The sequence below is a fragment of the Streptomyces sp. NPDC001381 genome (genome assembly GCF_042895685.1).
Taxonomy (GTDB): Bacteria; Actinomycetota; Actinomycetes; order Streptomycetales; family Streptomycetaceae; genus Streptomyces.
The window spans coordinates 1-25,708 of the sequence record NZ_JBIAWO010000014.1; the positions used below are offsets into that span (position 1 = coordinate 1).

The window sequence follows — 25,708 nt, forward strand, 5'->3', positions numbered from 1 at the left end:
TCCAACTCACCCGCCCAGTCAGCGACTTCAGTCATCCCCTCCATGACCGGGACAACGACAACCACCAGCTCAGGACACGAACCGCTGCTGGAGTATTAGACCGTGTCCTACGTGGTGAGGCGTCGTTGACCTCGGTATGGGGCGGGGTACGTGGAGTTGGATTGTTCCGGACGGGCTGTGGGAGATCGCGAAGCCGTTGATCCCGCCGTCGAGGGTGCGGCCGCAGGGCGGTGGAACGCAGGACACCCTGATGAGACGCTGTTCGCGGCCATCATCTATGTGCTGGTGTCCGGCTGCGCCTGGCGCCAACTGCCTCCTTGCTTCGGCGTATCGAAGTCGACGGCTCACCGCCGGTTCCTGATCTGGTCCAGAGCCGGCGTCTGGGGCCGCCTGCATGAGGCGGTGCTGCACCGGCTCGACGACGCCGGCCTCATCGACGTCTCCCGCGTCATCCTCGACACCGCCCACGTCAGGGCTAAAAAAGGGGCGAACATACAGGTCCGAGCCCCGTGGACCGGAGCAAACCGGGTTCCAAGATGCACATCCTGTCGGACGCCAACGGACTGCCCCTGGTCGTCGGCCTCTCCGCCGCGAGCGTCCACGACAGCGAGGGCCTGAAGGCCATGGTGGCCGGTCACCAAACGAGACACGACCCCCACCGCGGCCGCCACTTCAAGCCCCAACGCCTCCACGCGGACAAGGCGTATGACATCCCCCACCTGCGGAAATGGCTGCGCGGCAAGCGCATCGGAGTGCGCATCGCCCGCAAAGGCATCGAATCCAGCGAACGATTGGGCCGCCGCCGCTGGGTCATCGAACGCACCATGTCCTGGCTGACCGGCTACCGCCGCTTGAGCCCTCGCTACGAGCGCGATCCCCGCAACTACCTGGCCTTTCTCGGCCTCGCCGCCGCCCTCTGCTGCTACAAACGACTCCTCCGCCTCACCACGTAGGACACGGTCTTAACCCAGTGTCAGCCATCGGATGTCCAGGCGGTCGACGTCCAATGCTTCCTCACTGGTGATCGGTTCGCGCCCGGTCGCCTTATGTAGGAAGCGAAGCTGTCCCCAGCCCAGCTTCTCCAGCGCCGCCCCATCCGGGCCGCCGAGAAGAAGATCCTGCACCACATCCGCGGCCTTGGAAGTCAGCCATGGTTCGCGCCCCAAGGCGTCGGCCAGGTCCAGACCATGCACGGCGACCTCAACCACCCGCGTCACCAAGAACTCCGACAGAAACATCGGATCGCCGTACCGGGTGCGAACTACACGCCCTTCTGGCTCGGCCTGGCACAGTCGGTCCACCTGTTGCCAAGTGACGTTGAAGTCCTTGGCAAGCGCAGCACCGCTCAGTTGCTCGGCCGCATGATCCTGGGCCATAGCGATCCGAGCTGCGTTGGTATTTGGAGCGAAACGGGAGTCGGGCCGGTAGTACTCCACTGCTGAGACCTCGGCACGGGTCGGCGCCGGCGCGGCCAGCATGCCAGGCAACCAGGCAATCACCACACGGACATGCGCCAGCAACTCGCTCACTGTCCACGGGGTGCACCGCGTCGGCAGATGTCACTCAGCCGCCGAGACCCCGGTCATCGCCCGTGCGAGCTGCCCAGCCTCAAGACAAAACGCTTCAACTACCCGCCCCTGGTCCATGCGATCAAGCTACCCGGCCAGGACTGGAGCAACAGCAGGTCTCGAACACGCTCAGAGGGGCACGTCGGTCAAGTCTCGCTTATGCGGCACTTCGCCAATCAGAAGCAAAGGAAGCGGGCCATCAGTGAGACGCTGCGGCGCCCTGCTGCGTGTTGTCAGCAGGTGTTTCAGCTAGTCGCCGTAGCCCTCGGGAAGGTCCGTACCCCCCCCCAACGCGCCGCGGCAACAGCAATTGCCTTGTTTGCTGTCACGGCACCATCTGAAACGATGATGACGTTCGCTCCGTCAATAACGCGTGCACGCAGAATGGTACCAGGCGCGCATACGCGGGACAGTCAGGAAGGTGAGCAACCCTGTCAGAAACAGGTGCCCGTCCCTCTACCCGCAGTACGCTAGGGCATCGGATACGAAGGTATCCGCCTCTGTTGAGGTCAATTCTTCATTCTCTACAATCCAGCTAGATATGTCATACTGTGGAGTTTCATTTCGGAACTGCTCGCAGACAGAATAGGCCAGTCCGACCATATAATCATTGGACGTATCTCCGTAATAGGTTGGTAGATCGCGTTCGATGGCGGAGAGGAATTCGGAGGTTGGTGACGGCGTGGCCGCTACTGTTTCGGTTGCAGTCGCAGTGATCGTGTTTGCGGGAAGTGAATTATTATCACTGCCGCATGATGTCGCCAAGCTGGCGACTCCGACCAGAATGCTTGACAATATGCCTACGACTACTTTCCTCATGGCTGAACCTTTTCGCACTATTCTGAGCTCATGTCGCTGTTCGATGGTGGCAGTGTCGAAGATGACTGAAGTCGTGCGTTACCCCAGGAGCCATAGTAAACGGCTCCTGAATCTTGACCAGAGTAGGTAACGGTCAATTTGAGACGCAGTGCGTTGCTCACGTCCAAATTTACGTTCAGAGACTGCCCGAGCGGGATTTGTCTGGAATATTTTCGTGCCCCATCAACGGATACTTCAAAAGTCAGAGATCCGCCGGTCGGCGAGTCGTCGCGGAGCCCCACTGTGGCAGAAAACAGATTCCAATGGCGGCCGAGATTGTATTCGGCGCTGTTTGCAGGGCCAGCGCTTCCGGCAATTAGTGTCACGCTCCGGGCGAAGCCTCTTCCATTTATCTCAGCCGAGCTGGTGTCCACACCTATGGTAGATGTCAGTGGCTCCAACTCGCTCAAATATCTGGTCTGTGACGTGGCGTTTGGGCTCTCGCTCTGATTAGATGCTGAGGAGTCATTTGCGGTAACTGTCACGGGCGGGGGGGTGGTGATGACGGTACGTGTGGACTGAGGCGAGCCAGAGTCCCCGTCTTCGCAAGCTGTAACCGCGGTCCCTGCCGCCATCGTAGCTATGAGAATTGCCGCATATTGAAGCCATCTAGCGGGAGACACTGGCCGTCGCCTTGTGTCCATCTCGCGCCACCTCTTCACTGGCTGGGGGGTTTCTGTGAGTCGGTTGACCCGCCTGGAGGTGGGCCTACCGGAGGTGGTGGGTAGTTGGCGGGTTTCCTTGAATCTTGTGGCGTGGTGATCGCTGCGGGATAAACGAGTGTCTCTCCCATCCCCCATTTAAGACCGAGTGCCAGTAGCAGAAATAGCAGTGTTAGGAAACTGAAGATCAGTCCGACCCAAACTCCAGCACCTGTGCTGACGCGTGCGCTGACTAGCGATATTACTGCTAGCTGATTGTACAAATCCGCCAAATCGGACACGTCTCCGGCCTTTACTATATAAATGGCCAGAAGGATAATGGAGGGTGCAAGTGCGGCTATCAGGTACCGTCGGTCACTGGTATTGAACGCGATCCCTATGAAGATGATGATGGTGAATACCATCACGATGATCAGCGCGGGTCCGGCGGCCTGAAGGTGACTCCCAAAGGCGTTCTCGCTGCCGCCCTCCCCGGTGAGCCAGGGAGGGAAGAGCATGACAAAGCTAATGAGTGCCGAAAGTGCAGTTCCTGCTAGCGGCCAGTCGCGAGATGCCTTCCAGCGAGGCGAATACTGGCGTGTGTGATTGGTGGTAGCCATGTGTCCTCCCAGGGAAATCTGGGATGCGCCCATAAGGCGTACCTAATGTAGAGGACGCCTGCAGATGCTGGGCGTGCGCACTTGATGGTTGCGTAAATACTGATCATCAATGCTTAGTGTCCCTGGCTGCTGCAACCCGTGACCGGCAATCTGATGCCCCAGAGTCTGCCCCTTGCACAGGGCCGGATATCAGGCAGTCTGCGCAAGGTCCCTTGTTATCAGGATGCCGTCAAAGGGCGCGTTGTGCATCTTGAGGGAAATGTCCAAGATCTACCAATTTTCAGGGGGTGTCTGAGCGTCTCGCGGTCACTCGAGCGGTATGGGCACGGTCGTAGTCATGTCTGGCGCGCGTCGGGTTGGTCGCCCTTAGGCGAGCGCCAGTTGATCGCGCGCGACTAGGGGAGCTGGTACGGGCATGGCGGTTGACGCTGCTCGCACGGATGAGGGGTTCACGTCGGAGGGGGCTGCGCGGGTGTTACGTGCCGCGTGCCGGACGGCGGGGCTTGATGACAGAGGCGCGGAGTTGATCCGCTTCGGGGAGAACGCACTGTTCCGGCTGGCCTCGGTGCCGGTCGTCGTGCGCATCGCGCGGGGCAAGGAATGGCTGTCCACGGCGCGCAGAGAGGTTGCCGTGGCCCGGCGGTTGGTGGCGGAAGAGTTTTCGGCTGCTCGCATCGTTGAGGATGTCGAACAGCCCCTCTTGATCGACGGGCACCCCGTGACGTTCTGGCATCTGATCGTTGAGGGCGCCCGCAAGGCGACGTACGGGGAGCTGGGTGGCATTCTGCGAGATCTGCACTCGCTGACCGTTCCGGCCGGCCTCGACCTGCCGTCGTTCGATCCCTTCGGGAAGCAGGAACTGCGGATCGACAAGGCTGCGATCCCGGAGGATGACCGGTCATTTTTGCGGAAGCGGTGGCGGGAGCTGCGGGACAGGTACGGGGAGCTGGGGTTTGAGTCGTCCAAGGGGCCGGTGCACGGGGATGTGAAGCTTCCCCTTGATGTTGGACACCTGGAGACTGGGACATGAGGTTCCAGAGGAAGTAGTGCCAGGTGGGAAGTAAGAGCAACCGCAGCAGGCGGTACTCGGAGGAGTCCAAGCGCGACGCGGTCGCGCTGGTCCGGTCCTCCGGCAAGACCGTCGCCGAGGTGGCCCGGGAGATCGGGGTCAGCGCCGAGGGCCTGCGGAACTGGGTCAAGCAGGACACGATCGACCGCGGACAGGGGGCGACGGGCGAGCTCACGAGCGCGGAGCGGGAGGAACTGCGTCGGCTGCGGAGGCAGAACCGTGACCACGCCGAGACGATCGAGGTGCTGCGAAAAGCGGCGGTCTTCTTCGCGAAGGAGAGCGAGCGATGAACGACGTGTATGCGTTCATCAAGGCGGAGAAGACCACCCACCATGTTGCTCTGTTGTGCCGGCTGCTGAAGGTGGCCCGCTCCTCCTTCTACGCCTGGCTGGCCGGCGAGCAGGCCCGCGCCGCCCGCCGGGCCGTCGACGACGCCCTGGCCCATGAGATCACCGTCTTGCACATCGCCTCCCGGTGCACCTACGGAGTGCCGCGTATCCATGCCGAACTGCGCAGGCTGGACCGGCGGGTCAACCGCAAGCGAGTGGAGCGGATCATGCGTGAGCGCGACATCACCGGGGTCACCCGGCGCACAAGCGCCGGTCGCTGACCCGACCGGCGAAGAAGGCGGTGCCCGCTCACGACGTGATCGGACGCGACTCCACGGCCGCCGCCCCGGGCACGAAACTGGTCGGTGACATCACCTACATCCCCACCGACGAGGGCTGGCTCTATTTGGCGACCTGGCTGGACCTGGCCACCCGCGAGATCGTCGGCTACTCGATGGCGGACCACCACCGTGTCTCCCTGGTGGTCGACGCACTGACGATGGCCGCCGGACGTGGTCGGCTCCAGACCGGCTGGATCGTGCACTCGGACCGCGGAGCCGAGTACACCTCGGACGAACTCCGCCGGGAAATAAGCAGGATGGGCCTGCGGCAGAGCATGGGCCGAACCGGCTCGTGCTACGACAATGCCGGCGCCGAGAGCTCCTTCGCACTACTCAAAGAGGAGATCGGCACCCGCCGCTGGCCCGACCGGACCACTGCCCGCGCTGAGATCTTCGCCTTCATCGAGATCTTCTACAACCGCAAGCGGCTGCGGAGGCATCCAGTCTGGGGCTACCTCACCCCGCTGGAGACCCGACAGCGACACGAGAAAGAACACGCCCTCGCAGCGTAAGCATCGAGTGTCCAGCATCACGGGGAAACTTCACGCGGCCGGTGCGCGGTCCCGTGGGCGGGCCCGCCCGTCCCGGCCGTATGGGTGCGGCCGGGCGTCCTGAGGAGCACCCTGGAAGCAGGAGTTCCGGAGGTGATCGACATGATGCACACCGCTGTGGGATGGCACGTCGAGCTGGAGTTCAAGGAGGACGACCAGCACACGAGCGCAGCCGCGCTGGTCCGGCTGCCCGACGGGAGCGAGGTACGGGCGCACGGGCGCGCCAGCCGTCACCGGATCGACGCCAACCAGCCCCGGGTCGGCGAGGAGATCGCGGGCGCCCGCGCACTCAACGAGCTCGCCATGCAACTGCTGACCAAGGCCCACGAGGAGATCGACGACGCGTCGGGGCGGACGTCTCATCCCATCAACATGTAGAGCGCGTCCCGGCCCCCGTACGGCGCGAGGCCCGGCTCAGCCGGCGATCGCCGTCCGTACCGCCCGCAGCAGCGCCTGTGCCCGCGGGTCCGCCGTCACGCTCGTCCGGAAGCCGTTGGTGACATAGCCGAAGGCGATGCCGGACTCGGGGTCGGCGAGGCCGAGGGCGCCGCCGCGGCCCGGGTGGCCGAAGGAGGCGGGGGAGAGCAGCGGGGACGCGCCGCCGTGCAGCATGTACCCGAGGCCGAACCGGGTGTTCACGACGAGCACCCGGTCGGGCCCCGCGGACTGCTCGGCGCGCGCCAGCTCGACCGTCTCCGGTGTGAACAGCCTTACCCCGCCCTCCACTTCGCCGATCAGCGCGGCGTAGAAGCGGGCCAGGCCGTCGGCGGTGGCGATGCCGTTGGAAGCGGGGAGGGCGGCCGCGCGGTAGGCGGGGTCGTTCTCGTCGGGCAGCGGGGTGATCGCGGCGAACGCGCGGCGGGTGAGGGAGCCGGGGTCGGCGTAGGCGTCGGTGACGGACTGCTTGGGGCGGGTCCGCAGGCCGCCGGGCTGCACCGGCGCGTCGACCTGTCCCACGCGCCCGACGCGCGCGCTCCGAGCCTGGGGCAGCCCGAGCCACAGGTCGGCCCCGACGGGGCCGGCGATCTCGTCGGCGATCCACTCCCCGATGTCCCGGCCCGTGGTCCGCCGCACCAGCTCGCCCGTCAGCCAGCTGTAGGTCTGCGCGTGGTACCCGTGGGCGGTCCCCGGCTCCCACGCGGGCGTCTGCGCCGCGACCGCCGCCGCGCCCAGGTCGGGGTCGGCGGCCTCGGCGGGGGTCAGCGGCCGGTCGAGCACGGGCACGCCCGCGCGGTGCGCGAGCAGCTCCCGCACGAGCGTGCGCTCCTTGCCGGCCGCCTTGTACTGCGGCCAGTAGGTGCCGACGGGCGCGTCCAGGTCGAGGTGCCCGCGCTGGTGCAGCAGCAGGAGGACGGCGGCGGCGACGCCCTTGGTCGCGGACCGCACGACCTGCGCGGTGCCGTGCTCCCAGGGGGCCGTGCCGTCGACGTCCCTGGTCCCGCCCCACAGGTCGACGACCTTGCGCCCGTCCCGGTAGACGGTGACGGCGGCGCCCCGGTCCCCGAGCACCTCGAAGTTCCGTACGAACGCCTCCCGGACCGGCTCGAACCCGTCGGCCACCGCACCGTTCACGTCCACGCCCACGTTCGTACGTTCCTCTCGACTCGCCTTCGACCCTGGGGTCAACCTCGATGACGAGCCTGCGATTCCTGGGTTCCGCTAGCCGAGGATGATCGTTACATCGATGTTGCCGCGGGTGGCGTTCGAGTACGGGCACACCTGGTGGGCGGCGTCCACCAGCTTCTCGGCGAGGCCCTGGTCGAGGACGGGCAGGGACACGCTGAGGGCGACCGCGAGCCCGTAGCCCTTGCTCTTGTTCGGGCCGATCCCGACCTTCGCCGCCACCGTCGACCCCGTCAGGTCGTAGCCCGCCCGGTTGCCGACCAGGATCAGCGCGTTGTGGAAGCAGGAGCTGTAGCCGGCCGCGAAGAGCTGTTCCGGGTTGGTGCCGTTGCCGTCGCCGCCCAGCTCCGGCGGCATCGCCACCTTCAGCTCGATCTGGCCGTCCTGGCTGGTCACGTACCCGTCGCGGCCGCCGTGGGCGGTCGCCTCGGCGACGTACATGATCTTCGTCGGACGGGTGTCGACGGCGGCGTTGTCGACGGCGGCGCCTTCGGTCACGGCGGGACCTCCCCCAGGAACTTTCCGGAATTACATCGTGCACAAGGTACCGGCCGGTAGGGATGTTGTGACCGGGCAGGGGGGTGGTAACCGTGGGTAACTTCGGATCGGACTACCGGCCGCGGTCCGCCGCGGCGTGCGCCCGTTCCGCGAGCCCCCACAACTCCTCGCGCAGCCGCGCCACCTCCGCCGCCTCCAGCCCCGTCGCCGTCAGCAGCGCACCGGGGACACGCGCCGCGCGCCCCTTCAGCTCCTCGCCGCGCTCGGTGCACGCCACGAGCACCGTGCGCTCGTCCCGCGCCGAGCGCTCCCGGCGCACCAGGCCCGCCCCCTCCAGGCGCTTCAGCAGCGGCGACATCGTGCCGTAGTCGAGCCGCAGAGCCGCCGCGAGCTCCTTGACCGTCGTCTCGCCGTGCTCCCACAGCACCAGCAGGACGAGGTACTGCGGATAGGTGAGCCCCAGCTCGTCCAGGAGCGGCCGGTACGCGGCCGTCACCGCGCGCTGGGCCGCGTACAGCGCGAAGCACAGCTGCTCGTCGAGCAGCGGCGCACGCTCGCCCACCGGGTCTTCGTTGGTCACGCGCCCATTCGTCACGCGCCCATTGTCACGGAGCGGGGGTCGAACCCGAAGGGCAGCTCCAGACGGTGGGCGTTCATGAGGGCCTCGTCGGCCAGCAGTTCGCCCGTCCGGCCGTCCGCCGCGATCACGCCCTCGCTGAGGATCAGGGAGCGGGGGCACAGCTCCAGGGCGTACGGCAGGTCGTGGGTGACCATCAGGACCGTCACGTCCAACGAGCGCAGGATGTCGGCGAGTTCACGGCGGGAAGCGGGGTCGAGGTTGGAGGACGGCTCGTCCAGGACCAGGATCTCCGGTTCCATGGCCAGCACCGTCGCGACGGCGACCCGGCGGCGCTGGCCGAAGGACAGGTGGTGCGGCGGGCGCTCCTTGAAGGCGGACATGCCGACCTGCGCCAGCGCCCGGTCCACGCGCTCCTCCAGCTCGGCGCCCTTCAGCCCGGCCGCCGCGGGGCCGAACGCGACGTCCTCGCGGACCGTCGGCATGAACAGCTGGTCGTCCGGGTCCTGGAAGACGATGCCGACCTTGCGCCGGATCTCGGCCATGTGCCGCTTGCCGACGGGCAGTCCGGCCACCGTGACGGTGCCCGCGCCGCCGGTCAGGATGCCGTTGAGATGCAGCACGAGGGTCGTCTTGCCGGCGCCGTTCGGGCCGAGCAGCGCGACCCGCTCCCCGCGCGCGATGGAGAAGTCCACGCCGAACAGGGCCTGGTGGCCGTCGGGGTAGGCGAAGGCGAGGCCGGAGACCTCCAGGGAAGCAGTACTCACAGGGCCCATCCCAACACGCAGACGACGAGGGCGGCGAACGGGAGGGCGAGGGCGTACGACCACTGCGCCCGGGACGCGGTCACTTCGTCGATCACCGGCATCGAACCGGCGTACCCCCGGCTCACCATGGCCAGGTGCACGCGCTCCCCGCGCTCGTAGGAGCGGATGAACAGCGCGCCCGCGGACTTCGCGAGCACACCCCAGTGCCGTACGCCCCGCGCCTCGAAACCGCGCGACTCGCGCGCGATCCGCATCCGCCGCATCTCGGCGGTGACGACATCGCCGTAGCGGATCATGAAGGACGCGATCTGCACGAGCAGCGGGGGCAGCTTCAGCCGCTGGAGGCCGAGCAGGAGTTCCCGCAGTTCCGTGGTGGCCGCGAGGAGTACGGAGGCGGCGACGCCCAGGGTGCCCTTGGCGAGGACGTTCCAGGCGCCCCAGAGGCCGTTGACGCTCAGCGACAGACCGAGGACGTCCACCTGTTCGCCCTCCGCCACGAACGGCATCAGCACGGCGAACGCGACGAACGGCACCTCGATCAGCAGCCGCTTCAGCAGGAAGCCGGCCGGCACGCGCGCGCGATGCGCGACGACCGCGAGCAGGACGGCGTACAGCGCGAACGCCCACATCGCCTCCCGGGGCGTGGAGACCACGACGACCACGAAGGCGAAGGCGGCGGCGAGCTTGGTGTGCGACGGCAGGCCGTGCACGGGCGAGTGCCCGTGCCGGTAGAGCCTGTGGGCGTGTCCGGCACCCACGGCGTCAGACGTTCTCTGCGGCGGTGGGGGAGACGTCCGCCGCGCGGCGCCGGCGCACCACCCAGAAGACGGTGCTGCCCGCGACGGCGGTCACGCCCACCCCGATCACGCCCGCGAGCCCGCCGGACAGCCGGGCGTTCGTCACGTCCTCGACGCCGTAGTCGGCCAGCGGGGAGTCGGAGGACGCGTGCTGCTCGGTCTTGCGGTCGATGCCCTGGTCGGCGGCGACCTTCTCCAGGCCGTCGGGGCTAGCGGAGGCGTAGAAGCTGACGAAGCCCGCCAGGACGAGGGAGGTGACGAGACCGGTCACCCAGAGCGTGCGGCGGGAGGTGCGCGCCGCCACGGGCGCCGTGCGCGCCCCCTCGGCGGCGGGTACGTCGACGAGCGCGCCGTTCACCCGCAGCTTGAGCCTCTGCTGCAGGCCTCGCGCGCCGTACACGAGATCCGGCCGTACGGCGATCACGGCGCCCACGGTCAGCGCGGTGATCGCGGCCTCGCCGACGCCGATCAGCACATGCACGCCGACCATCGCGGTGGCGACCTTGCCGATCGCCACGTCGGTGGTGCCGCCGATCCAGTAGACGAAGGTGAACGCCACGGCCGCCGCGGGGACGGACAGCAGGGCGGCGACGAAGGACGCGACGGTGACGGACCGGCGGGTGCGCGGCAGCACCTTCACCAGGCCGCGGAAGACGGCGTACGCCACGACCGTCGTCACGATCGCCATGTCGGTGACGTTCACGCCGAGCGCGGTCAGGCCGCCGTCGGCGAAGAGGATGCCCTGCATCAGCAGGACCACGGACACGCACAGGACCCCGGTGAAGGGGCCCACGAGTATCGCGGCGAGCGCGCCGCCCAGCAGATGGCCGCTGGTGCCCGCCGCGACGGGGAAGTTCAGCATCTGCACGGCGAAGATGAACGCCGCCACCAGGCCTGCCAGAGGTGCCGTCCGCTCTCCCCCACTCTCGGCTGCGCTCGAGCGGGAGGTGCCCCCCTGCTCGCGGCGCGCGCCGCGCAGGCTCACGGCGATGGCGCCCGCGGCGACGACTCCGGTCACGGCGGAGGTCGGGGCGTTGATGAATCCGTCGGGTACGTGCACCGTTCGATGATAGTGGCTTAATGCGAACCGTTCGCAAGAGCGAGGCGCTTGTGCGTGGTACTCAGGGGTGCGCGCAGGCCTCTTTCGCGCCCCCTCCGGGTATCGCACATGTGAGATACGCCGGCGCGGAGGAGCGCATTCCGGAAAATATGCGACATTGGAGGGGGAGTGAACGCACAGCCTCCCCACAGCTCACGCAGGGTGAGAGGCGGTTCGATGTCTGTAGTCGAGCAGTACGCACGAGCCCACATCGTCACGGACGCGGACCTTGTCGAGGACGAGAGAACGGCCGTCCCCGTGGTCCTTCGCTACGACCCCGACAACGACCCCCGCTCGGTGCGCGTCGGGCTGCCCGGCCGGCACGAGTGGACCTTCGAGCGCACCCTCCTCGAACAGGGCCTGCGCGCCCCCACCGGCACCGGAGAGGTGCGGGTGTGGCCGTGCGGCCGGGTGCAGGCCGTGGTCGAGTTCCACTCCTCGCACGGCGTCTCGGTCGTCCAGTTCGAGTCCAAGACGCTCCTGCGCTTCCTGCGCCGCACGTACATGGCCGCGCAGCCGGTCACCCACTGACCGTCGCGGCTCAGCCGCCCATCCGCAGCAGGGACGCCACGATCGGGCCGGCCGTGTCGCCGCCGTGCCCGCCCGCCTGGACGACGCCCGCCGCCGCGAGGTCGCCGCGGTAGGCGGTGAACCAGCCGTTGGGCTTGGACTGCCCGTCGACCTCCGCCGAGCCCGTCTTGGCGCCGTAGTCGGGGCCCAGGCCGGACATCGCCTCGGCGGCGGTGCCGTACGCGGCGGTGTAGTTCATCAGCTCCCGCAGCTGCGACAGCGTGGACGGGGACATCGAGCGCGAGGCCGTGGCGAGGGTGCGGTCGTCGACCGACGGCGCGACCAGGTACGGCTGGTGGAAGGTGCCCGACTTCACCGTCGCGGACACCGACGCCATGTTCAGCGGGTTCATCCGCACCCCGCCCTGGCCGATCAGCGAGGCCGCCATCTGGGCCGCCGACTGCACCGGCACCGAGCCGTCGAAACTGGGTACGCCGATCGCCCAGTTGTTCATCGACAGGCCGAACACCTGCTGCGCCTGCTTGGTCAGGCTGTCCTCGTCGAGCTTGCCGGCCTGGCTGATGAAGGCCGTGTTGCAGGACCGGGCGAAGCTCGCCTTGAACGTGCCGCCCTTGATCTGGAAGTCGTCGTCGTTGTGGAACTTCCAGCCGCCGTAGGTGAACGTCTTCGGGCAGGGGTGCCCCTTGTCCGCCGACGCCAGGCCCTTCTCGATGAGCAGCGACGACGTGATGACCTTCATGGTGGAGCCGGGCGCCAGCGAGCCGTTGAAGGCCGTGTTGAAGCCGTGGTTGGTGTTCGCCACCGCGAGGATCTCGCCGGTGGAGGGGCGCAGGACGACGACGGACGCGCGCGAGGACTTCGCGACCTGCCGCTCCGCGGCGGCCTGCAGGGCCGGGCTCAGCGTCGTCCTCACCTTGCCCGGGGTGCCCTTGCTGAGCTCCAGGAGGGTCTTGTCGGAGGACTTCTTCGCCTTCGACGCCTTGCCGCGCACCACGCGCAGCTCCACGCCCGCCGTGCCGCCCGCCTTCTTGCCGTACTTCTCCCGCAGCCCGTCCAGCACGGTGCCCAGGGAGGGGTACTCGGCAGCGGTGATCTCACCGCCGTCCCGGTCGAGCGCGGTGACGGGCGGGTCGCCCGCCTCTCCGGTCACCAGGGTGTCGCCGTCGGCGAGATCGGGATGCACCACGGACGCGTGCCAGTCGACCAGCGGCCTGCCGTCCTTCGCCCGCCGCACGACGGTCAGCGCGCTGTCGTACGCGATCGGCTTGCTGACCTTCTTGTAGGTCACCGTCCCCTTCACGGAGAAGGGGACCTTGTCGCCCGTGCGGGTGCCCGCCGTGAGGGTGACGCCGGTGATGCGGGCGTCCTTGGTGTAACCGGTCAGCAGGGCGGTGGCGGCCGTGGCGTCGTCGGTCGCGGCGGCCGCCCGGGTCACCTCGCCCCGCTGCCAGGCGGTGAGGAACGTCCGCGCCGCCGTCGTGACCTCCGTCGCCGACAGCGGGCCGGTCTTCACCACCGGCTTCTTCCCGGCCTGGGCCGCCGCACCGTCCTCGGCCGCCGCACCGCCGCCGTACAGCGCGTAGACACCGAGCCCGGCGCCGCCGACGACGACCGCGATCATGCCGCCGACGACGAGGGGCCGCCGCTTGCTGCGCCGCTCGTCGACGCGCCTTCTCTTGCCCACTGCTGATCCTCCGAGATCCCCAGGGGCACCCCGAGCCCCGCTGCCCTCGTTGCCCTCACTCACCCCAACGACGACAACCACCCTAGAGTCCCGTCCTGTGGGGGTGACGTCACGTGTGACGTCAGCCACCCCGCTGTTACAGGACTGAACCAGGGGCCCGGGAGACGCGTCACCCCGCGCGCAGCACCTGCGCGACGATCGGGCCGGAGGCGTCGACGCCGTGACCGCCGTCCTGGACCATGGCGGCGGCGGCCACGTCGTCGTGGTAGCCGGTGAACCAGCTGTTGGACCTGGCCTGTCCGTCGACCTCGGCGGAGCCGGTCTTCGCGCCGACCTGGCCGCGGAGCCCGGACATCACCTCGGCGGCGGTGCCGCTGGTCGCGGTGCGGTTCATCATGGCGCGCAGCTGCTGCACGGTGCCGGCCGGCAGCCCGCGTGCCGTGGCCAGTTCACGGCCGTCGAGGCTGCGCGGCACGATCACCGGCTGCCGGAAGGCGCCCGTCATCGCGGTCGCCGTCACCGACGCCATGTTCAGCGGGTTCATCTGGACCTGGCCCTGCCCGATCAGGTTGGCCGCGGTGTCCGGGCCGCCGGAGGCCGGGACGGAGCCGTCGAAGGAGGGGATGCCGGTCTTCCAGTCGAGGCCGATCCCGAAGCGGTCCCTGGCCTCGTCGGTGAGCGACTCGACCTTCACCTCGTCGGCGAACTTCACGAAGGCCGTGTTGCAGGAGCGGGCGAAGCTCGCCGAGAGGGTGGCCTTCTCGTCGGGGACCATGTCCTCGATGTTGTGGAAGGTCTGGCTCTGCCACACCGCCTCGGCCGGACAGGGCGCCGGTCCGTTCGCCGTGGTGATCCCGTTGTCGATGAGGGTGGCCGCACTGACGATCTTCATGGTGGAGCCGGGCGCCACCTCCCCGAGGAACGCCGCGTTCCAGCCGTCGGTCCGGTTGTTGGCAACTGCCAGCACCTCACCGGTGCTCGGCTTGACGGCCACCACCGACGACTCGCCGTACTTGCGCACCGCCTGCTCCGCGGCCGCCTGCACGCCCGCGCTGAGCGTGGTGGGCAGCTTGCCGGCCTTGCCCTTGGACAGGGTCAGCAGCGAGGTGTCGGCGGCTTCCGGGGCGGCGTGGTGGATCGCCAGTTCGACACCGGGCGTGCCGCCCGCCTTGTCGCCGTACTTGGCGCGCAGTTCGTCCAGGATCGGCCCCAGGGAGGGGTACTTCTCCTTGGTCAGCACCTTGCCGTCGCGGTCCACCGCCTCGATCGGTGGTGACGCGGAGTCGCCGGTGACCAGGGTGTCGTCCATGTCCTTCAGCTGGGGATGGACGACCGACGGCTCCCAGTCCACCAGCGCCTTCCCGGTGGTGACGCCCCGTACCACGGTCAGCCCGCTCTCGTAGGCGAGCGGCTTCGACTTCCCCTCGTACGACACCGTCGCCCTCACCGTGAACGGCACGCTGTCCCCGACCGCGGCCCCCGGTGTGATCTTCACCCCGGTGATGTGCGCGCTCGCGCCGTACGAGGTCAGCAGCGGCTCCGCCTTCCCGGCGTTGTTGGTGAGCGCGGCCGCCGCGGCGGCCTGCCCCTTCTCCCACGCCGCGAAGAACCTGGTGCTGGTCTCCTTCACCTCGGCGCGGCTCGGCGGGCCGGTCCGCACGGGCGCCGGCCCCCCGCCCGATCCCGGACCGTCGCCTCCGCCCACCGCGCTCACGATGTTGAAGGCGCCGTAGCCGGCTCCGCCCACCATCACGGCGAACACCGTGCCGACTATCGCCGCCTTTGCCCCCTTGCGCATGTGCGAACCCTCCCCGTTGTGCCCTTACGGGCAGTTTCTGAACGTGTTCAGAAAGCTCTGGTCAGGCTCACAGTAAGCGGAAAGGCCGGCGTGTGGGACGGCAGTTTTCGGAATCGTTAGACCCAGGTGTCCAACCACATACGTGAACGCCAGTCGTCGATCGGGATGGCGGTGCCGGTGAACAGGGGCCAGAAGTAGATGAAGTTCCATGCGATCAGCAGCACCAGGACGCCCGCGCCGGTCGCCCCCGCCACGCGCCGGGTGTCGCTCGAACCCGGTGGGCCGACGATCGCGCCGATCATCATCGCCACCGCCAGACACAGGAACGGCAGGAAGACGACGGCGTAGAAGAGGAAGATCGTGCGTTCCTGGTACATGAACCACGGGAGGTAGCCGGCCGCGATGCCGCAGGCGATCGCGCCCGCGCGCCAGTCCCGGCGGAACAGCCAGCGCCACAGCACGTACAGGACCGCGAAACAGGCCGCCCACCACAGGAGCGGGGTGCCGATCGCGAGGACCTCGCGCGCGCACTTCTCGCCCGCGTCCGCCGGGCAGCCGTCCGTGCCGGGCGAGGGGGACTCGTAGAAGTACGAGACCGGGCGGCCCAGGACGATCCAGCTCCACGGGTTCGACTGGTAGTTGTGCGGCGAGGTGAGGTGGGTGTGGAACTCGTACACCTCGTGCTCGTAGTGCCACAGGCTGCGCAGCCAGTCCGGGAACAGCCAGGTCCAGTTGCCGCCCTTGCCGTCGGTGGCCGCCCAGTTGCGGTAGTAGCCGCCCGACCCGTCGTCCGCGGAGAGGATCCAGCCCGTCCACGACACGAGGTAGGTGACCAGCGCGACCGGGACCGTGGCCAGGAACGTCAGGCCCGTGTCGTGCTTCAGCACCGCCGCGTACGGGTGGCGGGCGCCGGCCACCTTGCGCGAGCCGACGTCCCACAGCAGCGTCATCAGGATGAACGCGGCCATGATGTAGAGGCCGTTCCACTTCGTGCCGATGGCCAGGCCCAGCATCAGACCCGCCACCCAGCGCCACGGGCGCCATCCCAGCCGCGTGGTCTCCGCGGGGTGCGCGTTCGGGCGGACCCGGCCGTCCACGTCCGGCGGGAGCGCCGCCGCCAGCCGTTCGCGCGCCTTGTCGCGGTCGACGACCAGCGCGCCGAACGCCGCCAGCACGAAGAACATCAGCACCCCGTCGAGCAGCGAGGTACGGCTCATCACGAAGTGCAGCCCGTCCACCGCCATCAGCGCGCCCGCGAGGCAGCCCAGGAAGGTGGAGCGGAAGACGCGGCGGCCGATCCGGCACAGCATCAGCACCGAAAGGGTCCCGAGCAACGCCGCCATGAACCGCCAGCCGAACGGGTCGAACCCGAAGACCAGCTCGCCCAGTCCGATCACGTACTTGCCGACGGGCGGATGCACGACGTACGCCGCGTCCGTCGGGACGGGCACGTGACCGCCCGAGGAGAGGATGGCGTCGTTGGCGTTCTTGTCCCAGTTGACCTCGAACCCGCGGTGGACGAGAGCCCACGCGTCCTTGGCGTAGTACGTCTCGTCGAATATCACCCGCTTCGGGTTGCCCAGGTTCCAGAACCGCATCACGCCCGCCATCAGCGTGATCAGCAGCGGACCGCCCCAGCCCGACCAGCGGGTGAGCCGGTCGGCCCACCCGGGCGGCAGTCCGAGCGTCTGCCACAGCCGGGAGCCGGGCCGCGCGTACGGCGGCACCAGCCGCTCCCGCACGTCGCCCGCGGGCTCCGCCGTGTATCCGAAACGGCGCAGCCGCAGCTGCCACGACGACGGCCGCAGGTCGGACGCCTGGTCGTGCGCGGTCGGTGCGGGCCGGTGGTCAGTGGAGCCCGTGGAGTCCATGGAGGACGCGGTACTGGTCACCGCGCCATCGTAGGGAACAGGTCTGTGTGAGTCCCGTGCGTCGCCCCCTGCGAGGATGGAAACGTGACAGTTGCCCCCGGAAACCCGCCCGGATCCACGCCCGCGACCCGCTCCGCGACCGCGCCCGGAGTCCTCGTTCTCGCCGGCACGCCCATCGGGGACGTGTCCGACGCACCGCCGCGGCTCGCCGAGGAACTGGCCGGTGCCGATGTCGTCGCCGCCGAGGACACCCGCAGGCTGCGCCGGCTGACGCAGGCGCTGGGGGTGACACCCAAGGGACGGGTCGTGTCGTACTTCGAGGGCAACGAGTCCGCCCGCACGCCCGAACTCGTCGAGGACCTGCTCGGCGGCGCCCGCGTGCTGCTCGTCACGGACGCGGGCATGCCGTCCGTCTCCGACCCCGGGTACCGGCTGGTCGCCGCGGCCGTCGAGCGGGACGTGCGGGTCACCGCCGTGCCCGGCCCGTCCGCCGTGCTCACCGCGCTCGCGCTGTCCGGGCTGCCCGTCGACCGCTTCTGCTTCGAGGGCTTCCTGCCGAGGAAGGCGGGGGAGCGGCTCTCGCGGCTGCGGGAGGTCGCCGAGGAGCGGCGCACCCTCGTGTACTTCGAGGCGCCCCACCGGCTCGACGACACGCTCGCCGCGATGGCCGAGGTGTTCGGCGCGGACCGGCGGGCCGCCGTGTGCCGGGAACTGACCAAGACGTACGAGGAGGTCAGGCGCGGGCCGCTCGGCGAGCTGGCCGCATGGGCGGCGCAGGGGGTGCGCGGCGAGATCACCGTCGTCGTCTCCGGCGCGCCCGAGCGCGGTCCCGAGGAGCTCGACGCGGCGGAACTGGTGCGGCGGGTGCGGGTGCGCGAGGAGGCCGGCGAGCGCCGCAAGGAGGCCATCGCGGCGGTCGCGGCGGAGGCGGGGCTGCCCAAGCGGGAGGTGTTCGACGCGGTGGTGGCGGCGAAGAACGCGGGGGAGTTGTGACGTGGGTCAACAGGGGGCTGTGAAGGGACTCACACCCCCTCTGAGCAGGGCGCATGTCGTATGAGCGGGCGCCCCATGGGCGGGCAAAGGCGGCCGGGCGCCAGGGCAAGGGACGTCCAAATCGGGTTCAACAGTGCACAGGTCGGGTGCATTCGCTCCAGGCGAGCAGTCCACTGGGTTGCGGGACTCGAGCGTCCCTGCAGCGGACAACAGGAGCTGGCCATGAGTGAGATCACAAGGCACACCGGCCTTCGCAACGGGGCGACCGCCGTGGTCAACGAGTCGTATTCCTTCGCCTGCATGCGCTGCGGGCACGGCTGGGAACAGTCGTACGAGATAGAGCATCACCTCGACGCGGACGGCCTCGAGTTCGTGCGGTACGTGGCGGACGGCCGGGTCGTGCCGTCCCCGCTGAGCCGCCCCGCCTGCCAGAACTGCGACGGGCACGTCGTGCGCATCATGCGGGCCGGACAGGTCTCGTCGGTCCTCGGCGCGGCCCGGCGCAAGCACCCGACGCCCCCGGCGGGCCCGGTGGAGGCGCCGGTGCCGGCGGCCGGGGAGCAGCAGCCGCGGGAGCCGCACCACTGGCACCTGTCGGATCTCCTGCACCCCTTCCACCGCAAGGCGGGCTGAGCGGGACGCCCGCCGGGCGGAGTGCGCTCCTTTCGTAGGATCGGAGCATGCCTTCCCACAGCTCCGCCCGGCCCGGCCGGCAGGACAAGAACGCCGCGCCGCCCCTGCCTGCCCCCCTGCGGGTGCCGGTCGCCGACTCCCACACCCACCTCGACATGCAGTCCGGCACCGTGGAGGAGGGCCTCGCGAAGGCCGCGTCGGTCGGGGTGACGACGGTCGTGCAGGTGGGCTGCGACATCAAGGGCTCGCAGTGGGCCGCCGAGACGGCCGCCGCGTACGAGAACGTCCACGCGGCGGTCGCCCTGCACCCCAACGAGGCCCCGCGGATCGTGCACGGCGACCCCGACGGCTGGTCCCGGCAGGGCGCACGCGAGCCGGGGGGAGCGGCGGCGCTCGACGAGGCGCTCGCCGAGATCGACCGGCTCGCGGCGCTCGCGCAGGTCAGGGGCGTCGGCGAGACCGGCCTCGACTACTTCCGCACCGGCCCCGAGGGCAAGGAGGCGCAGGAGCGTTCCTTCCGCGCCCATATCGAGATCGCCAAGCGGCACGGCAAGGCGCTGGTCATCCACGACCGCGACGCCCACGCGGACGTCCTGCGCGTCCTGAAGGAGGAGGGCGCCCCCGAGCGCACCGTCTTCCACTGCTACTCCGGCGACGCCGGGATGGCGGAGATCTGCGCCCGCGCCGGGTACTTCATGTCCTTCGCCGGCAACGTCACCTTCAAGAACGCCCAGCACCTGCGCGACGCCCTCGCCGTCGCCCCGCTGGAGCTGGTCCTGGTGGAGACCGACGCCCCCTTCCTCACCCCCGCGCCCTACCGGGGTCGGCCCAACGCGCCGTACCTGGTCCCCGTCACCGTGCGCGCCATGGCCGCCGTACGGGGCGTCGACGAGGACACGCTCGCCACGGCCCTCGCCGCCAACACCGCACGGGCGTTCGGCTACTGACGCACCGAACACACGCTGGGTAGCCGCGTCGCTTTGGAGAGTGACAAAGGCTCCGCTAGGTTCTGGGGGCCCGATCCGGACCCACCCCTGGAGCGTGTCGGCGTGAGCAACGCGCAGTACCTCGACCACGAGACCCACGGCGGCGGTGGACCGTACGTGGACCTGCACAGCGCCGAGACGCTCGCCTACGGCGTGTACGCGGCACCCGGGGCGTACGACGACACGTACCGGCCCGCGTACGAAGAGGAGCCGGCCCCCCTTCCGCCGCCGCCTCCGCTTCCGCCGCCGCCCCCCACCCCGCCCCCGTCCACGCCCGCCACGCTCCAGCTCCCGGCACCGCTGCTTCCGCGGCAGGGCGCACCGGTGCCCCCGGGACCGGGCCGGCGGGCCGCGCGCCGGCGCCGGGCACGGGCCGCCGAGCGCCCCGACTCCCCGCTGCGCCGCCTGCTGCCGCGGGCCCTCGTCGTCGCCTTCCTCGCCGGCGGCACCACCGCCTTCGTCGCCGAGGACAAGGCGGTGGAGCTGACCGTCGACGGCAAGGAGCGCACCCTGCACACCTTCGCCGACGACGTGACCGAACTGCTGGCCGAGGAGGGCGTGGCACTGGGCCCGCACGACCTGGTGGCGCCCGCCCCGGGCTCGGCCCTGTCCAGCGGCGACGAGGTTGCGGTGCACTACGGGCGTCCCGTACGGCTCACCCTCGACGGACAGCGGCACCAGCTGTGGACGACGGCCCGCACGGTGGAGGCGGCGCTCGCACAGTTCGGGGTGCGCGCGGAGGGCGCCCACCTCTCCCTCGCCCGCACCCGGCGCATCGGCCGGGAGGGGCTCGCCCTGGAGGTGCGCACCGAGCGCTCCGTGACGGTCATGGCCGACGGCCGGGCCCGCACCATCCGCACCAACGCCGCGACCGTGCGCGAGGCGGTCGAGGAGGCCGGGATCACCCTGCGCGGCCAGGACACCACCTCCGTGCCGCCCGGCAGCTTCCCGCGCGACGGGCAGACGGTGACGGTGCTGCGGATCACCGGCACCAAGGAGGTGCGCGACGAGCCGGTCCCGTTCCATGTGCGGCGCACCGACGACCCCTTCCTCTTCCGGGGCACGGAGGTCGTGGAGCAGGCCGGCCGGCCGGGGCTGCGGCGGGTCACGTACTCCCTGCGCACCGTCAACGGCGTGCGGCAGAAGCCGCGGCGGGTCAGGGCCGAGGTCGTGCGCGCGCCGCGTCCGCAGGTGGTGAAGGTCGGCACCAAGCCGCTGCCGACGTCCGTGCGGGGCGCCGACGGCCTCGACTGGCAGGGCCTCGCGGCCTGCGAGTCCGGCGGCCGCCCCGACGCGGTCGACTCCTCCGGCACGTACGGCGGGCTGTACCAGTTCGACACCCGCACCTGGCACAGCCTCGGCGGCACCGGCCGCCCCCAGGACGCCCCGGCGGCGGAACAGACGTACCGCGCGAAGAAGCTGTACGTCCGGCGGGGGGCGAGCCCCTGGCCGCACTGCGGGGCCCACCTGTACCGATGAGGGGCACACCGGTACGGACGAACGGCCGACCGCCGCCCCGTACCCTTGTCCCGTGAGCAGCCCCACCCCCGACGCCCTCCTGGGTCCCGCCGACATCCGTGAACTCGCGGCGGTCCTCGGCGTGCGCCCCACCAAGCAGCGCGGCCAGAACTTCGTGATCGACGCGAACACGGTCCGCCGGATCGTCCGTACCGCGCAGGTGCGCCCCGACGACGTGGTCGTCGAGGTGGGGCCGGGTCTCGGATCCCTCACGCTCGCGCTCCTGGAGGTCGCCGACCGGGTCACGGCCGTCGAGATCGACGACGTCCTGGCCGCCGCCCTGCCCGCCACGATCACGGCGCGCATGCCGGAGCGCGCGGAGCGCTTCGCGCTGGTGCACTCCGACGCGATGCACGTGAGCGGGCTGCCGGGCCCCGCCCCGACCGCGCTGGTCGCCAACCTGCCCTACAACGTGGCCGTGCCCGTGCTGCTGCACATGCTCGACACCTTCCCGAGCATCGAGCGCACCCTCGTCATGGTCCAGGCGGAGGTCGCCGACCGCCTCGCCGCCGCGCCCGGCTCGAAGGTGTACGGGGTGCCGTCCGTGAAGGCCAACTGGTACGCCGAGGTCAAGCGGGCCGGTGCCATCGGCCGCAACGTCTTCTGGCCGGCCCCGAACGTCGACAGCGGGCTCGTCTCGCTCACCCGCAGGACCGAGCCGATCAAGACCACGGCGTCGAAGCACGAGGTCTTCGGGGTCGTCGACGCGGCGTTCGCGCAGCGGCGCAAGACACTGCGCGCGGCGCTGGCCGGGTGGGCCGGGTCGGCCGCCGCGGCCGAGGCGGCGCTGGTCGCCGCCGGGGTGTCCCCGCAGGCACGCGGCGAGTCGCTCACCGTCGAGGAGTTCGCCCGGATCGCCGAGCACAAGGAGACCGCCGCGTGAGCGTCACCGTGCGCGTACCCGCCAAGGTCAACGTCCAGCTCGCGGTGGGCGCCGCGCGCGCGGACGGCTTCCACGACCTGGCGAACGTGTTCCTCGCGGTCGGCCTGTACGACGAGGTCACCGTCACCCCGGCCGACGAACTCCGCGTCACCTGCGCGGGCCCCGACGCCGCCCAGGTCCCCCTGGACCGCACCAACCTGGCCGCCCGCGCGGCGCTCGCCCTCGCCGAGCGGTACGACCGTGACGCCCGCGTCCACCTCCACATCGCCAAGGACATCCCGGTCGCCGGCGGCATGGCGGGCGGCAGCGCGGACGGCGCGGGCGCGCTGCTGGCCTGCGACGCGCTGTGGGGCACGCACGCCCCCCGCGGTGAACTCCTCGACATCTGTGCCGAGCTGGGCAGCGACGTCCCGTTCAGTCTGGTCGGCGGGGCGGCCCTCGGCACCGGGCGCGGCGAGAAGCTGACCCCGCTGGAGGTGGGCGGCACCTTCCACTGGGTGTTCGCGATGGCGGAGCGCGGGCTGTCGACGCCGGCCGTGTTCCGTGAGTTCGACCGCCTCGGCGAGGGCCTGGACATCCCCGAGCCGGTCGCCTCCGAGGCACTCCTCGACGCCCTGGCCGCGGGTGACCCCGACGCGCTCGCGGCCTCGGTCTCCAACGACCTCCAGCCGGCCGCCCTCTCCCTGTTCCCGGAACTGGCCGACACGCTGGCGGCGGGGCGGGGGGCGGGCGCACTGGCCGCGTTGGTCTCCGGCTCCGGCCCGACGACGGCCTTCCTCGTGCGTGATCCGGGGGCGGGGGAGGCGGTGGCCGACGCCCTGCGCGCCTCCGGCACCTGCCGCACGGTCCGTGCGGCGACGGCGCCGGCGGCGGGGGCGACGGTGCTCTGAGGGGCGGCTTCGGTCAGAGCTCGTCGATGGCGGTCAGGTCGATGTCGATGGAGTAGGGCTCGTCGACCTTGATGCGGTCGCGGTGGGTACCGGTCGACCTGTACGCGCCCGTCTCCGGCGACAACTCGAAGACCTCGATCGCCGGGTGCCTGTGCGGCCCTGCCATCTCGACCAGCCAGTAGGAGCGGATCCCCGCTGCGGCGTACTTGTGCGTCTTGGTGAGCCGGTTGCGGGCCTCGGACTCCGGAGAGATGACCTCGACGGCCAGTACGATGTCCTGAGCTTCGAAGTACGTCTGGTCCGGCCCCTTCCACGCGGTGGCTTTGATCACGGAGATGTCTGGTTCGGGGCCGTTGCGGCGATCGAGCACCACGGTCATCTCGCGTGCGACCTTCAGGTCGGGCGGCAGAGTACGGCGCAGACCGCTGACCAGCAGGTCGATCGCTGTGAAGTGGAACCAACGCAGCGGACTCACCAGGACCAGGCTCCCGTCGATCAGCTCGGTGTGCGGCGGGAGATCGGGCAGCGTCAACAGATCGTCGACGGTGTAGCCGTCCAGCGGGGGCATCCGCCATCCGGACTGCTCAGCGGGTTCGGCGGTCATGGTTCCTCCCATGGACGGGATCCTGCTGCCTGCTCTCCAAGGTAGCGGCCCCTTCCCGATCACGTCATCACGAAGAGTGACGAACGCCTCGCGCCCCGCCCCTGGCCCGGAAGGCCCTAGGCTAGAAGGCTGACCGACCCCCATGCGCAGGAGTGAAATGGCCGTCAACCTGGTCAATGTCGAGAACGTCAGCAAGGTGTACGGCACCCGTACCCTCCTCGACGGCATCTCGCTCGGCGTGTCCGAAGGGGACAGCATCGGGGTCGTGGGCCGCAACGGCGACGGCAAGACCACCCTGATCCGCATGCTCGCCAAGCTGGAGGAGGCCGACTCCGGCCGGGTCACCCACTCCGGCGGGCTGCGCCTGGGCGTCCTCACCCAGCACGACTCGCTCGACCCGGCCGCGACCGTGCGGCACGAGGTCATCCGGGACATGGCCGACCACGAGTGGGCCGGCAACGCCAAGATCAGGGACGTGCTGACGGGCCTCTTCGGCGGGCTCGACCTGCCCGGCTTCCCGCAGGGCCTCGACACCGTCATCGGGCCGCTCTCCGGCGGTGAGCGCCGCCGCATCGCGCTCGCCAAACTGCTCATCGACGAGCAGGACCTGATCGTCCTCGACGAGCCGACCAACCACCTCGACGTCGAGGGCATCGCCTGGCTCGCCCGGCACCTCCAGGTCCGCCGTTCCGCGCTCGTCTGCGTCACCCACGACCGCTGGTTCCTCGACCAGGTCTGCACGCGCATGTGGGACGTCCAGCGCGGCGACGTCCACGAGTACGAGGGCGGCTACTCCGACTACGTCTTCGCCCGCGCGGAGCGGGAGCGCATCGCCGCCACCGAGGAGGCCAAGCGGCAGAACCTGGTCCGCAAGGAGCTGGCCTGGCTGCGGCGCGGCGCTCCCGCGCGCACCTCCAAGCCGCGCTTCCGCGTCGAGGCGGCCAACGAGCTCATCGCGGACGTGCCGCCGCCCCGGGACAGCAGCGAGCTGATGAAGTTCGCCTCCTCGCGGCTCGGCAAGACCGTCTTCGACCTCGAGGACGTCACCGTCCAGGCCGGCCCCAAGGTGCTGCTCAAGCACGTCACCTGGCAGCTCGGCCCCGGCGACCGCATCGGCCTGGTCGGCGTCAACGGCGCCGGCAAGACCTCCCTGCTGCGGGCCATGGCCGAGGCCGCGCGCACCGAGGGCGAGACGCAGCCCGCGGGCGGCCGGATCGCCGTCGGCAGGACCGTCAAGCTCGCCTACCTCTCCCAGGAGGTCGGCGAACTCGACCCGAACCTGCGGGTCCTGGAGGCCGTCCAGCGGGTGCGCGAGCGCGTCGACCTCGGCAAGGGGCGCGAGATGACGGCCGGCCAGCTGTGCGAGACGTTCGGCTTCAACAAGGAGAAGCAGTGGACGCCGGTGGGGGACCTGTCCGGCGGTGAGCGGCGCCGGCTGCAACTGCTGCGGCTCCTCATGGACGAGCCCAACGTCCTCTTCCTCGACGAGCCCACCAACGACCTCGACATCGAGACCCTCACCCAGCTGGAGGACGTCCTCGACGGCTGGCCCGGCTCGATGATCGTCATCTCCCACGACCGGTTCTTCGTCGAGCGCACCACCGACCGGGTCTACGCCCTCCTCGGCGACGCCACCCTGCGCATGCTCCCGCGCGGCATCGACGAGTACCTGGAGCGCAGGCAGCGCATGGAGGAGGCCGCGGCGGCCTCCGCCCCGGCGGCCGCGCCGAAGCCCGCACCGGAGCGGAGCGCCGCCGACCAGCGCGCCGCGAAGAAGGAACTCCAGCGGATCGAACGGCAGTTGGACAAGATCTCCGAGCGGGAGTCCAAGCTGCACACCCAGATCGCCGACAACGCCACCGACTTCGCGAAGGTCGGCGAACTCGACGCCGAGCTGCGGGCGTTGGCGGGCGAGCGCGAGGAGCTGGAACTGCGGTGGCTGGAACTGGCCGAGGACGCATAGCCCTCAGGCGCACACG

General features: G+C 69.9%; 26 protein-coding genes and 2 pseudogenes. 14 read left to right on the forward strand and 14 right to left on the reverse strand.

Annotation, left to right across the window (positions count from 1 at the left end):
- The first annotated feature begins 136 nt into the window (after window positions 1-136).
- Window positions 137-953, forward strand: a pseudogene (locus ACFY2L_RS35440) (IS5 family transposase).
- Between the two features lie 9 nt (window positions 954-962).
- Here the strand turns inward: ACFY2L_RS35440 and ACFY2L_RS35445 are convergent.
- From ACFY2L_RS35445 to ACFY2L_RS35460, 4 genes are all read right to left on the reverse strand, one after another.
- On the reverse strand, window positions 963-1,556 hold the full coding sequence (locus ACFY2L_RS35445; RefSeq protein WP_390824458.1) for a maleylpyruvate isomerase N-terminal domain-containing protein: 594 nt from the start codon (window positions 1,554-1,556) through the stop codon (window positions 963-965).
- Between the two features lie 468 nt (window positions 1,557-2,024).
- Window positions 2,025-2,387, reverse strand: a complete 363-nt coding sequence (locus ACFY2L_RS35450; RefSeq protein WP_390824403.1) for a DUF732 domain-containing protein — start codon at window positions 2,385-2,387, stop codon at window positions 2,025-2,027.
- A gap of 17 nt (window positions 2,388-2,404) precedes the next feature.
- Window positions 2,405-3,070: an NPCBM/NEW2 domain-containing protein gene (locus ACFY2L_RS35455; RefSeq protein ID WP_390824404.1), complete on the reverse strand. Its 666-nt coding sequence runs from the start codon at window positions 3,068-3,070 to the stop codon at window positions 2,405-2,407.
- Between the two features lie 14 nt (window positions 3,071-3,084).
- Window positions 3,085-3,585: a hypothetical protein gene (locus ACFY2L_RS35460; RefSeq protein ID WP_390824405.1), complete on the reverse strand. Its 501-nt coding sequence runs from the start codon at window positions 3,583-3,585 to the stop codon at window positions 3,085-3,087.
- Window positions 3,586-4,102: 517 nt separating this feature from the next.
- Between ACFY2L_RS35460 and ACFY2L_RS35465 the strand changes: the two are divergent.
- The 5 genes and pseudogenes from ACFY2L_RS35465 to ACFY2L_RS35485 all read left to right on the forward strand — a co-directional run.
- Window positions 4,103-4,672: pseudogene (locus tag ACFY2L_RS35465) on the forward strand (phosphotransferase); the annotation flags it as partial.
- 68 nt (window positions 4,673-4,740) lie between these two features.
- Window positions 4,741-5,046 (forward strand): transposase, encoded by a 306-nt coding sequence (locus ACFY2L_RS35470; protein ID WP_390824406.1) that lies wholly within the window; start codon window positions 4,741-4,743, stop codon window positions 5,044-5,046.
- A complete protein-coding gene (locus ACFY2L_RS35475) occupies window positions 5,043-5,366 on the forward strand; it encodes an IS3 family transposase (protein WP_390824407.1) in 324 nt (107 codons plus the stop codon). Before ACFY2L_RS35470 ends, ACFY2L_RS35475 begins: the two co-directional genes overlap by 4 nt.
- Before the next feature lie 20 nt (window positions 5,367-5,386).
- A complete protein-coding gene (locus ACFY2L_RS35480) occupies window positions 5,387-5,938 on the forward strand; it encodes an IS3 family transposase (RefSeq protein ID WP_390824408.1) in 552 nt (183 codons plus the stop codon).
- 141 nt (window positions 5,939-6,079) lie between these two features.
- Complete coding sequence (locus ACFY2L_RS35485) at window positions 6,080-6,355, forward strand: DUF1876 domain-containing protein (protein WP_390659123.1); 276 nt, start codon at window positions 6,080-6,082, stop codon at window positions 6,353-6,355.
- 36 nt (window positions 6,356-6,391) lie between these two features.
- On the opposite strand, the gene ACFY2L_RS35490 is transcribed toward ACFY2L_RS35485, so the two are convergent.
- From ACFY2L_RS35490 to ACFY2L_RS35515, 6 genes are all read right to left on the reverse strand, one after another.
- The gene (locus ACFY2L_RS35490; protein WP_390824409.1) at window positions 6,392-7,555 is read right to left on the reverse strand and encodes a serine hydrolase domain-containing protein; all 1,164 of its coding nucleotides are present in this window, start codon (window positions 7,553-7,555) and stop codon (window positions 6,392-6,394) included.
- A gap of 81 nt (window positions 7,556-7,636) precedes the next feature.
- Complete coding sequence (locus ACFY2L_RS35495) at window positions 7,637-8,041, reverse strand: organic hydroperoxide resistance protein (protein WP_390659489.1); 405 nt, start codon at window positions 8,039-8,041, stop codon at window positions 7,637-7,639.
- Between the two features lie 169 nt (window positions 8,042-8,210).
- Window positions 8,211-8,678: a MarR family winged helix-turn-helix transcriptional regulator gene (locus ACFY2L_RS35500; protein ID WP_390659121.1), complete on the reverse strand. Its 468-nt coding sequence runs from the start codon at window positions 8,676-8,678 to the stop codon at window positions 8,211-8,213.
- Window positions 8,679-8,689: 11 nt separating this feature from the next.
- On the reverse strand, window positions 8,690-9,451 hold the full coding sequence (locus ACFY2L_RS35505; RefSeq protein ID WP_390659120.1) for an energy-coupling factor ABC transporter ATP-binding protein: 762 nt from the start codon (window positions 9,449-9,451) through the stop codon (window positions 8,690-8,692).
- Window positions 9,439-10,200: a cobalt ECF transporter T component CbiQ gene (gene cbiQ, locus ACFY2L_RS35510; RefSeq protein WP_390659119.1), complete on the reverse strand. Its 762-nt coding sequence runs from the start codon at window positions 10,198-10,200 to the stop codon at window positions 9,439-9,441. Before cbiQ ends, ACFY2L_RS35505 begins: the two co-directional genes overlap by 13 nt.
- A gap of 4 nt (window positions 10,201-10,204) precedes the next feature.
- Window positions 10,205-11,299 carry an energy-coupling factor ABC transporter permease gene (locus tag ACFY2L_RS35515; protein ID WP_390824410.1) on the reverse strand — a complete coding sequence of 365 codons (1,095 nt, stop codon included), beginning with the start codon at window positions 11,297-11,299 and terminating at the stop codon, window positions 10,205-10,207.
- Window positions 11,300-11,515: 216 nt separating this feature from the next.
- On the opposite strand from ACFY2L_RS35515, the gene ACFY2L_RS35520 reads away from it, so the two are divergent.
- Window positions 11,516-11,869, forward strand: a complete 354-nt coding sequence (locus tag ACFY2L_RS35520) for an SsgA family sporulation/cell division regulator (RefSeq protein ID WP_390659117.1) — start codon at window positions 11,516-11,518, stop codon at window positions 11,867-11,869.
- A 10-nt stretch (window positions 11,870-11,879) separates the two neighbouring features.
- On the opposite strand, the gene ACFY2L_RS35525 is transcribed toward ACFY2L_RS35520, so the two are convergent.
- From ACFY2L_RS35525 to ACFY2L_RS35535, 3 genes are all read right to left on the reverse strand, one after another.
- Window positions 11,880-13,553: a penicillin-binding transpeptidase domain-containing protein gene (locus ACFY2L_RS35525; protein ID WP_390824411.1), complete on the reverse strand. Its 1,674-nt coding sequence runs from the start codon at window positions 13,551-13,553 to the stop codon at window positions 11,880-11,882.
- A 169-nt stretch (window positions 13,554-13,722) separates the two neighbouring features.
- The gene (locus ACFY2L_RS35530; RefSeq protein ID WP_390659115.1) at window positions 13,723-15,351 is read right to left on the reverse strand and encodes a penicillin-binding transpeptidase domain-containing protein; all 1,629 of its coding nucleotides are present in this window, start codon (window positions 15,349-15,351) and stop codon (window positions 13,723-13,725) included.
- Between the two features lie 116 nt (window positions 15,352-15,467).
- Entirely contained in the window at window positions 15,468-17,243 is a 1,776-nt protein-coding gene (locus tag ACFY2L_RS35535; RefSeq protein WP_390824412.1) for a dolichyl-phosphate-mannose--protein mannosyltransferase, read from the reverse strand.
- A gap of 63 nt (window positions 17,244-17,306) precedes the next feature.
- Here ACFY2L_RS35535 and rsmI point away from each other — a divergent pair, with 63 nt between their 5' ends.
- The 6 genes from rsmI (at window position 17,307) to ACFY2L_RS35565 (ending at window position 23,125) form a co-directional block, all read left to right on the forward strand.
- Window positions 17,307-18,215, forward strand: coding sequence for a 16S rRNA (cytidine(1402)-2'-O)-methyltransferase (rsmI, locus tag ACFY2L_RS35540; protein ID WP_390659113.1), 909 nt, complete (start codon window positions 17,307-17,309; stop codon window positions 18,213-18,215).
- A gap of 222 nt (window positions 18,216-18,437) precedes the next feature.
- Window positions 18,438-18,848 (forward strand): hypothetical protein, encoded by a 411-nt coding sequence (locus ACFY2L_RS35545; RefSeq protein ID WP_390659112.1) that lies wholly within the window; start codon window positions 18,438-18,440, stop codon window positions 18,846-18,848.
- Between the two features lie 47 nt (window positions 18,849-18,895).
- Window positions 18,896-19,795, forward strand: a complete 900-nt coding sequence (locus ACFY2L_RS35550) for a TatD family hydrolase (RefSeq protein WP_390659111.1) — start codon at window positions 18,896-18,898, stop codon at window positions 19,793-19,795.
- Window positions 19,796-19,897: 102 nt separating this feature from the next.
- Window positions 19,898-21,313 carry a ubiquitin-like domain-containing protein gene (locus ACFY2L_RS35555; protein WP_390824413.1) on the forward strand — a complete coding sequence of 472 codons (1,416 nt, stop codon included), beginning with the start codon at window positions 19,898-19,900 and terminating at the stop codon, window positions 21,311-21,313.
- A gap of 52 nt (window positions 21,314-21,365) precedes the next feature.
- Window positions 21,366-22,235: a 16S rRNA (adenine(1518)-N(6)/adenine(1519)-N(6))-dimethyltransferase RsmA gene (gene rsmA / locus ACFY2L_RS35560; protein ID WP_390659109.1), complete on the forward strand. Its 870-nt coding sequence runs from the start codon at window positions 21,366-21,368 to the stop codon at window positions 22,233-22,235.
- Window positions 22,232-23,125, forward strand: a complete 894-nt coding sequence (locus ACFY2L_RS35565; protein WP_390824414.1) for a 4-(cytidine 5'-diphospho)-2-C-methyl-D-erythritol kinase — start codon at window positions 22,232-22,234, stop codon at window positions 23,123-23,125. Before rsmA ends, ACFY2L_RS35565 begins: the two co-directional genes overlap by 4 nt.
- A 13-nt stretch (window positions 23,126-23,138) precedes the next feature.
- Here ACFY2L_RS35565 and ACFY2L_RS35570 read toward each other — a convergent pair whose 3' ends face one another.
- Window positions 23,139-23,741: a Uma2 family endonuclease gene (locus ACFY2L_RS35570; protein ID WP_390824415.1), complete on the reverse strand. Its 603-nt coding sequence runs from the start codon at window positions 23,739-23,741 to the stop codon at window positions 23,139-23,141.
- A gap of 145 nt (window positions 23,742-23,886) precedes the next feature.
- Between ACFY2L_RS35570 and ACFY2L_RS35575 the strand changes: the two genes are divergently transcribed.
- On the forward strand, window positions 23,887-25,692 hold the full coding sequence (locus ACFY2L_RS35575) for an ABC-F family ATP-binding cassette domain-containing protein (protein WP_390824416.1): 1,806 nt from the start codon (window positions 23,887-23,889) through the stop codon (window positions 25,690-25,692).
- Window positions 25,693-25,708: the final 16 nt, after the last annotated feature.

What these genes read in the sequence shown, in the direction of transcription:
- ACFY2L_RS35475 (WP_390824407.1), top strand. Translation starts at nt 5,043, where the DNA reads ATGAACGACGTGTATGCGTTCATCAAGGCGGAGAAGACCACCCACCAT.
- ACFY2L_RS35530 (WP_390659115.1), bottom strand. Translation starts at nt 15,351, where the DNA reads ATGCGCAAGGGGGCAAAGGCGGCGATAGTCGGCACGGTGTTCGCCGTG.
- ACFY2L_RS35520 (WP_390659117.1), top strand. Translation starts at nt 11,516, where the DNA reads ATGTCTGTAGTCGAGCAGTACGCACGAGCCCACATCGTCACGGACGCG.
- ACFY2L_RS35460 (WP_390824405.1), bottom strand. Translation starts at nt 3,585, where the DNA reads ATGCTCTTCCCTCCCTGGCTCACCGGGGAGGGCGGCAGCGAGAACGCC.
- ACFY2L_RS35545 (WP_390659112.1), top strand. Translation starts at nt 18,438, where the DNA reads ATGAGTGAGATCACAAGGCACACCGGCCTTCGCAACGGGGCGACCGCC.
- ACFY2L_RS35485 (WP_390659123.1), top strand. Translation starts at nt 6,080, where the DNA reads ATGATGCACACCGCTGTGGGATGGCACGTCGAGCTGGAGTTCAAGGAG.
- ACFY2L_RS35505 (WP_390659120.1), bottom strand. Translation starts at nt 9,451, where the DNA reads ATGGGCCCTGTGAGTACTGCTTCCCTGGAGGTCTCCGGCCTCGCCTTC.
- ACFY2L_RS35495 (WP_390659489.1), bottom strand. Translation starts at nt 8,041, where the DNA reads ATGTACGTCGCCGAGGCGACCGCCCACGGCGGCCGCGACGGGTACGTG.
- ACFY2L_RS35450 (WP_390824403.1), bottom strand. Translation starts at nt 2,387, where the DNA reads ATGAGGAAAGTAGTCGTAGGCATATTGTCAAGCATTCTGGTCGGAGTC.
- ACFY2L_RS35455 (WP_390824404.1), bottom strand. Translation starts at nt 3,070, where the DNA reads ATGGACACAAGGCGACGGCCAGTGTCTCCCGCTAGATGGCTTCAATAT.
- ACFY2L_RS35570 (WP_390824415.1), bottom strand. Translation starts at nt 23,741, where the DNA reads ATGGGAGGAACCATGACCGCCGAACCCGCTGAGCAGTCCGGATGGCGG.
- ACFY2L_RS35550 (WP_390659111.1), top strand. Translation starts at nt 18,896, where the DNA reads ATGCCTTCCCACAGCTCCGCCCGGCCCGGCCGGCAGGACAAGAACGCC.
- ACFY2L_RS35575 (WP_390824416.1), top strand. Translation starts at nt 23,887, where the DNA reads ATGGCCGTCAACCTGGTCAATGTCGAGAACGTCAGCAAGGTGTACGGC.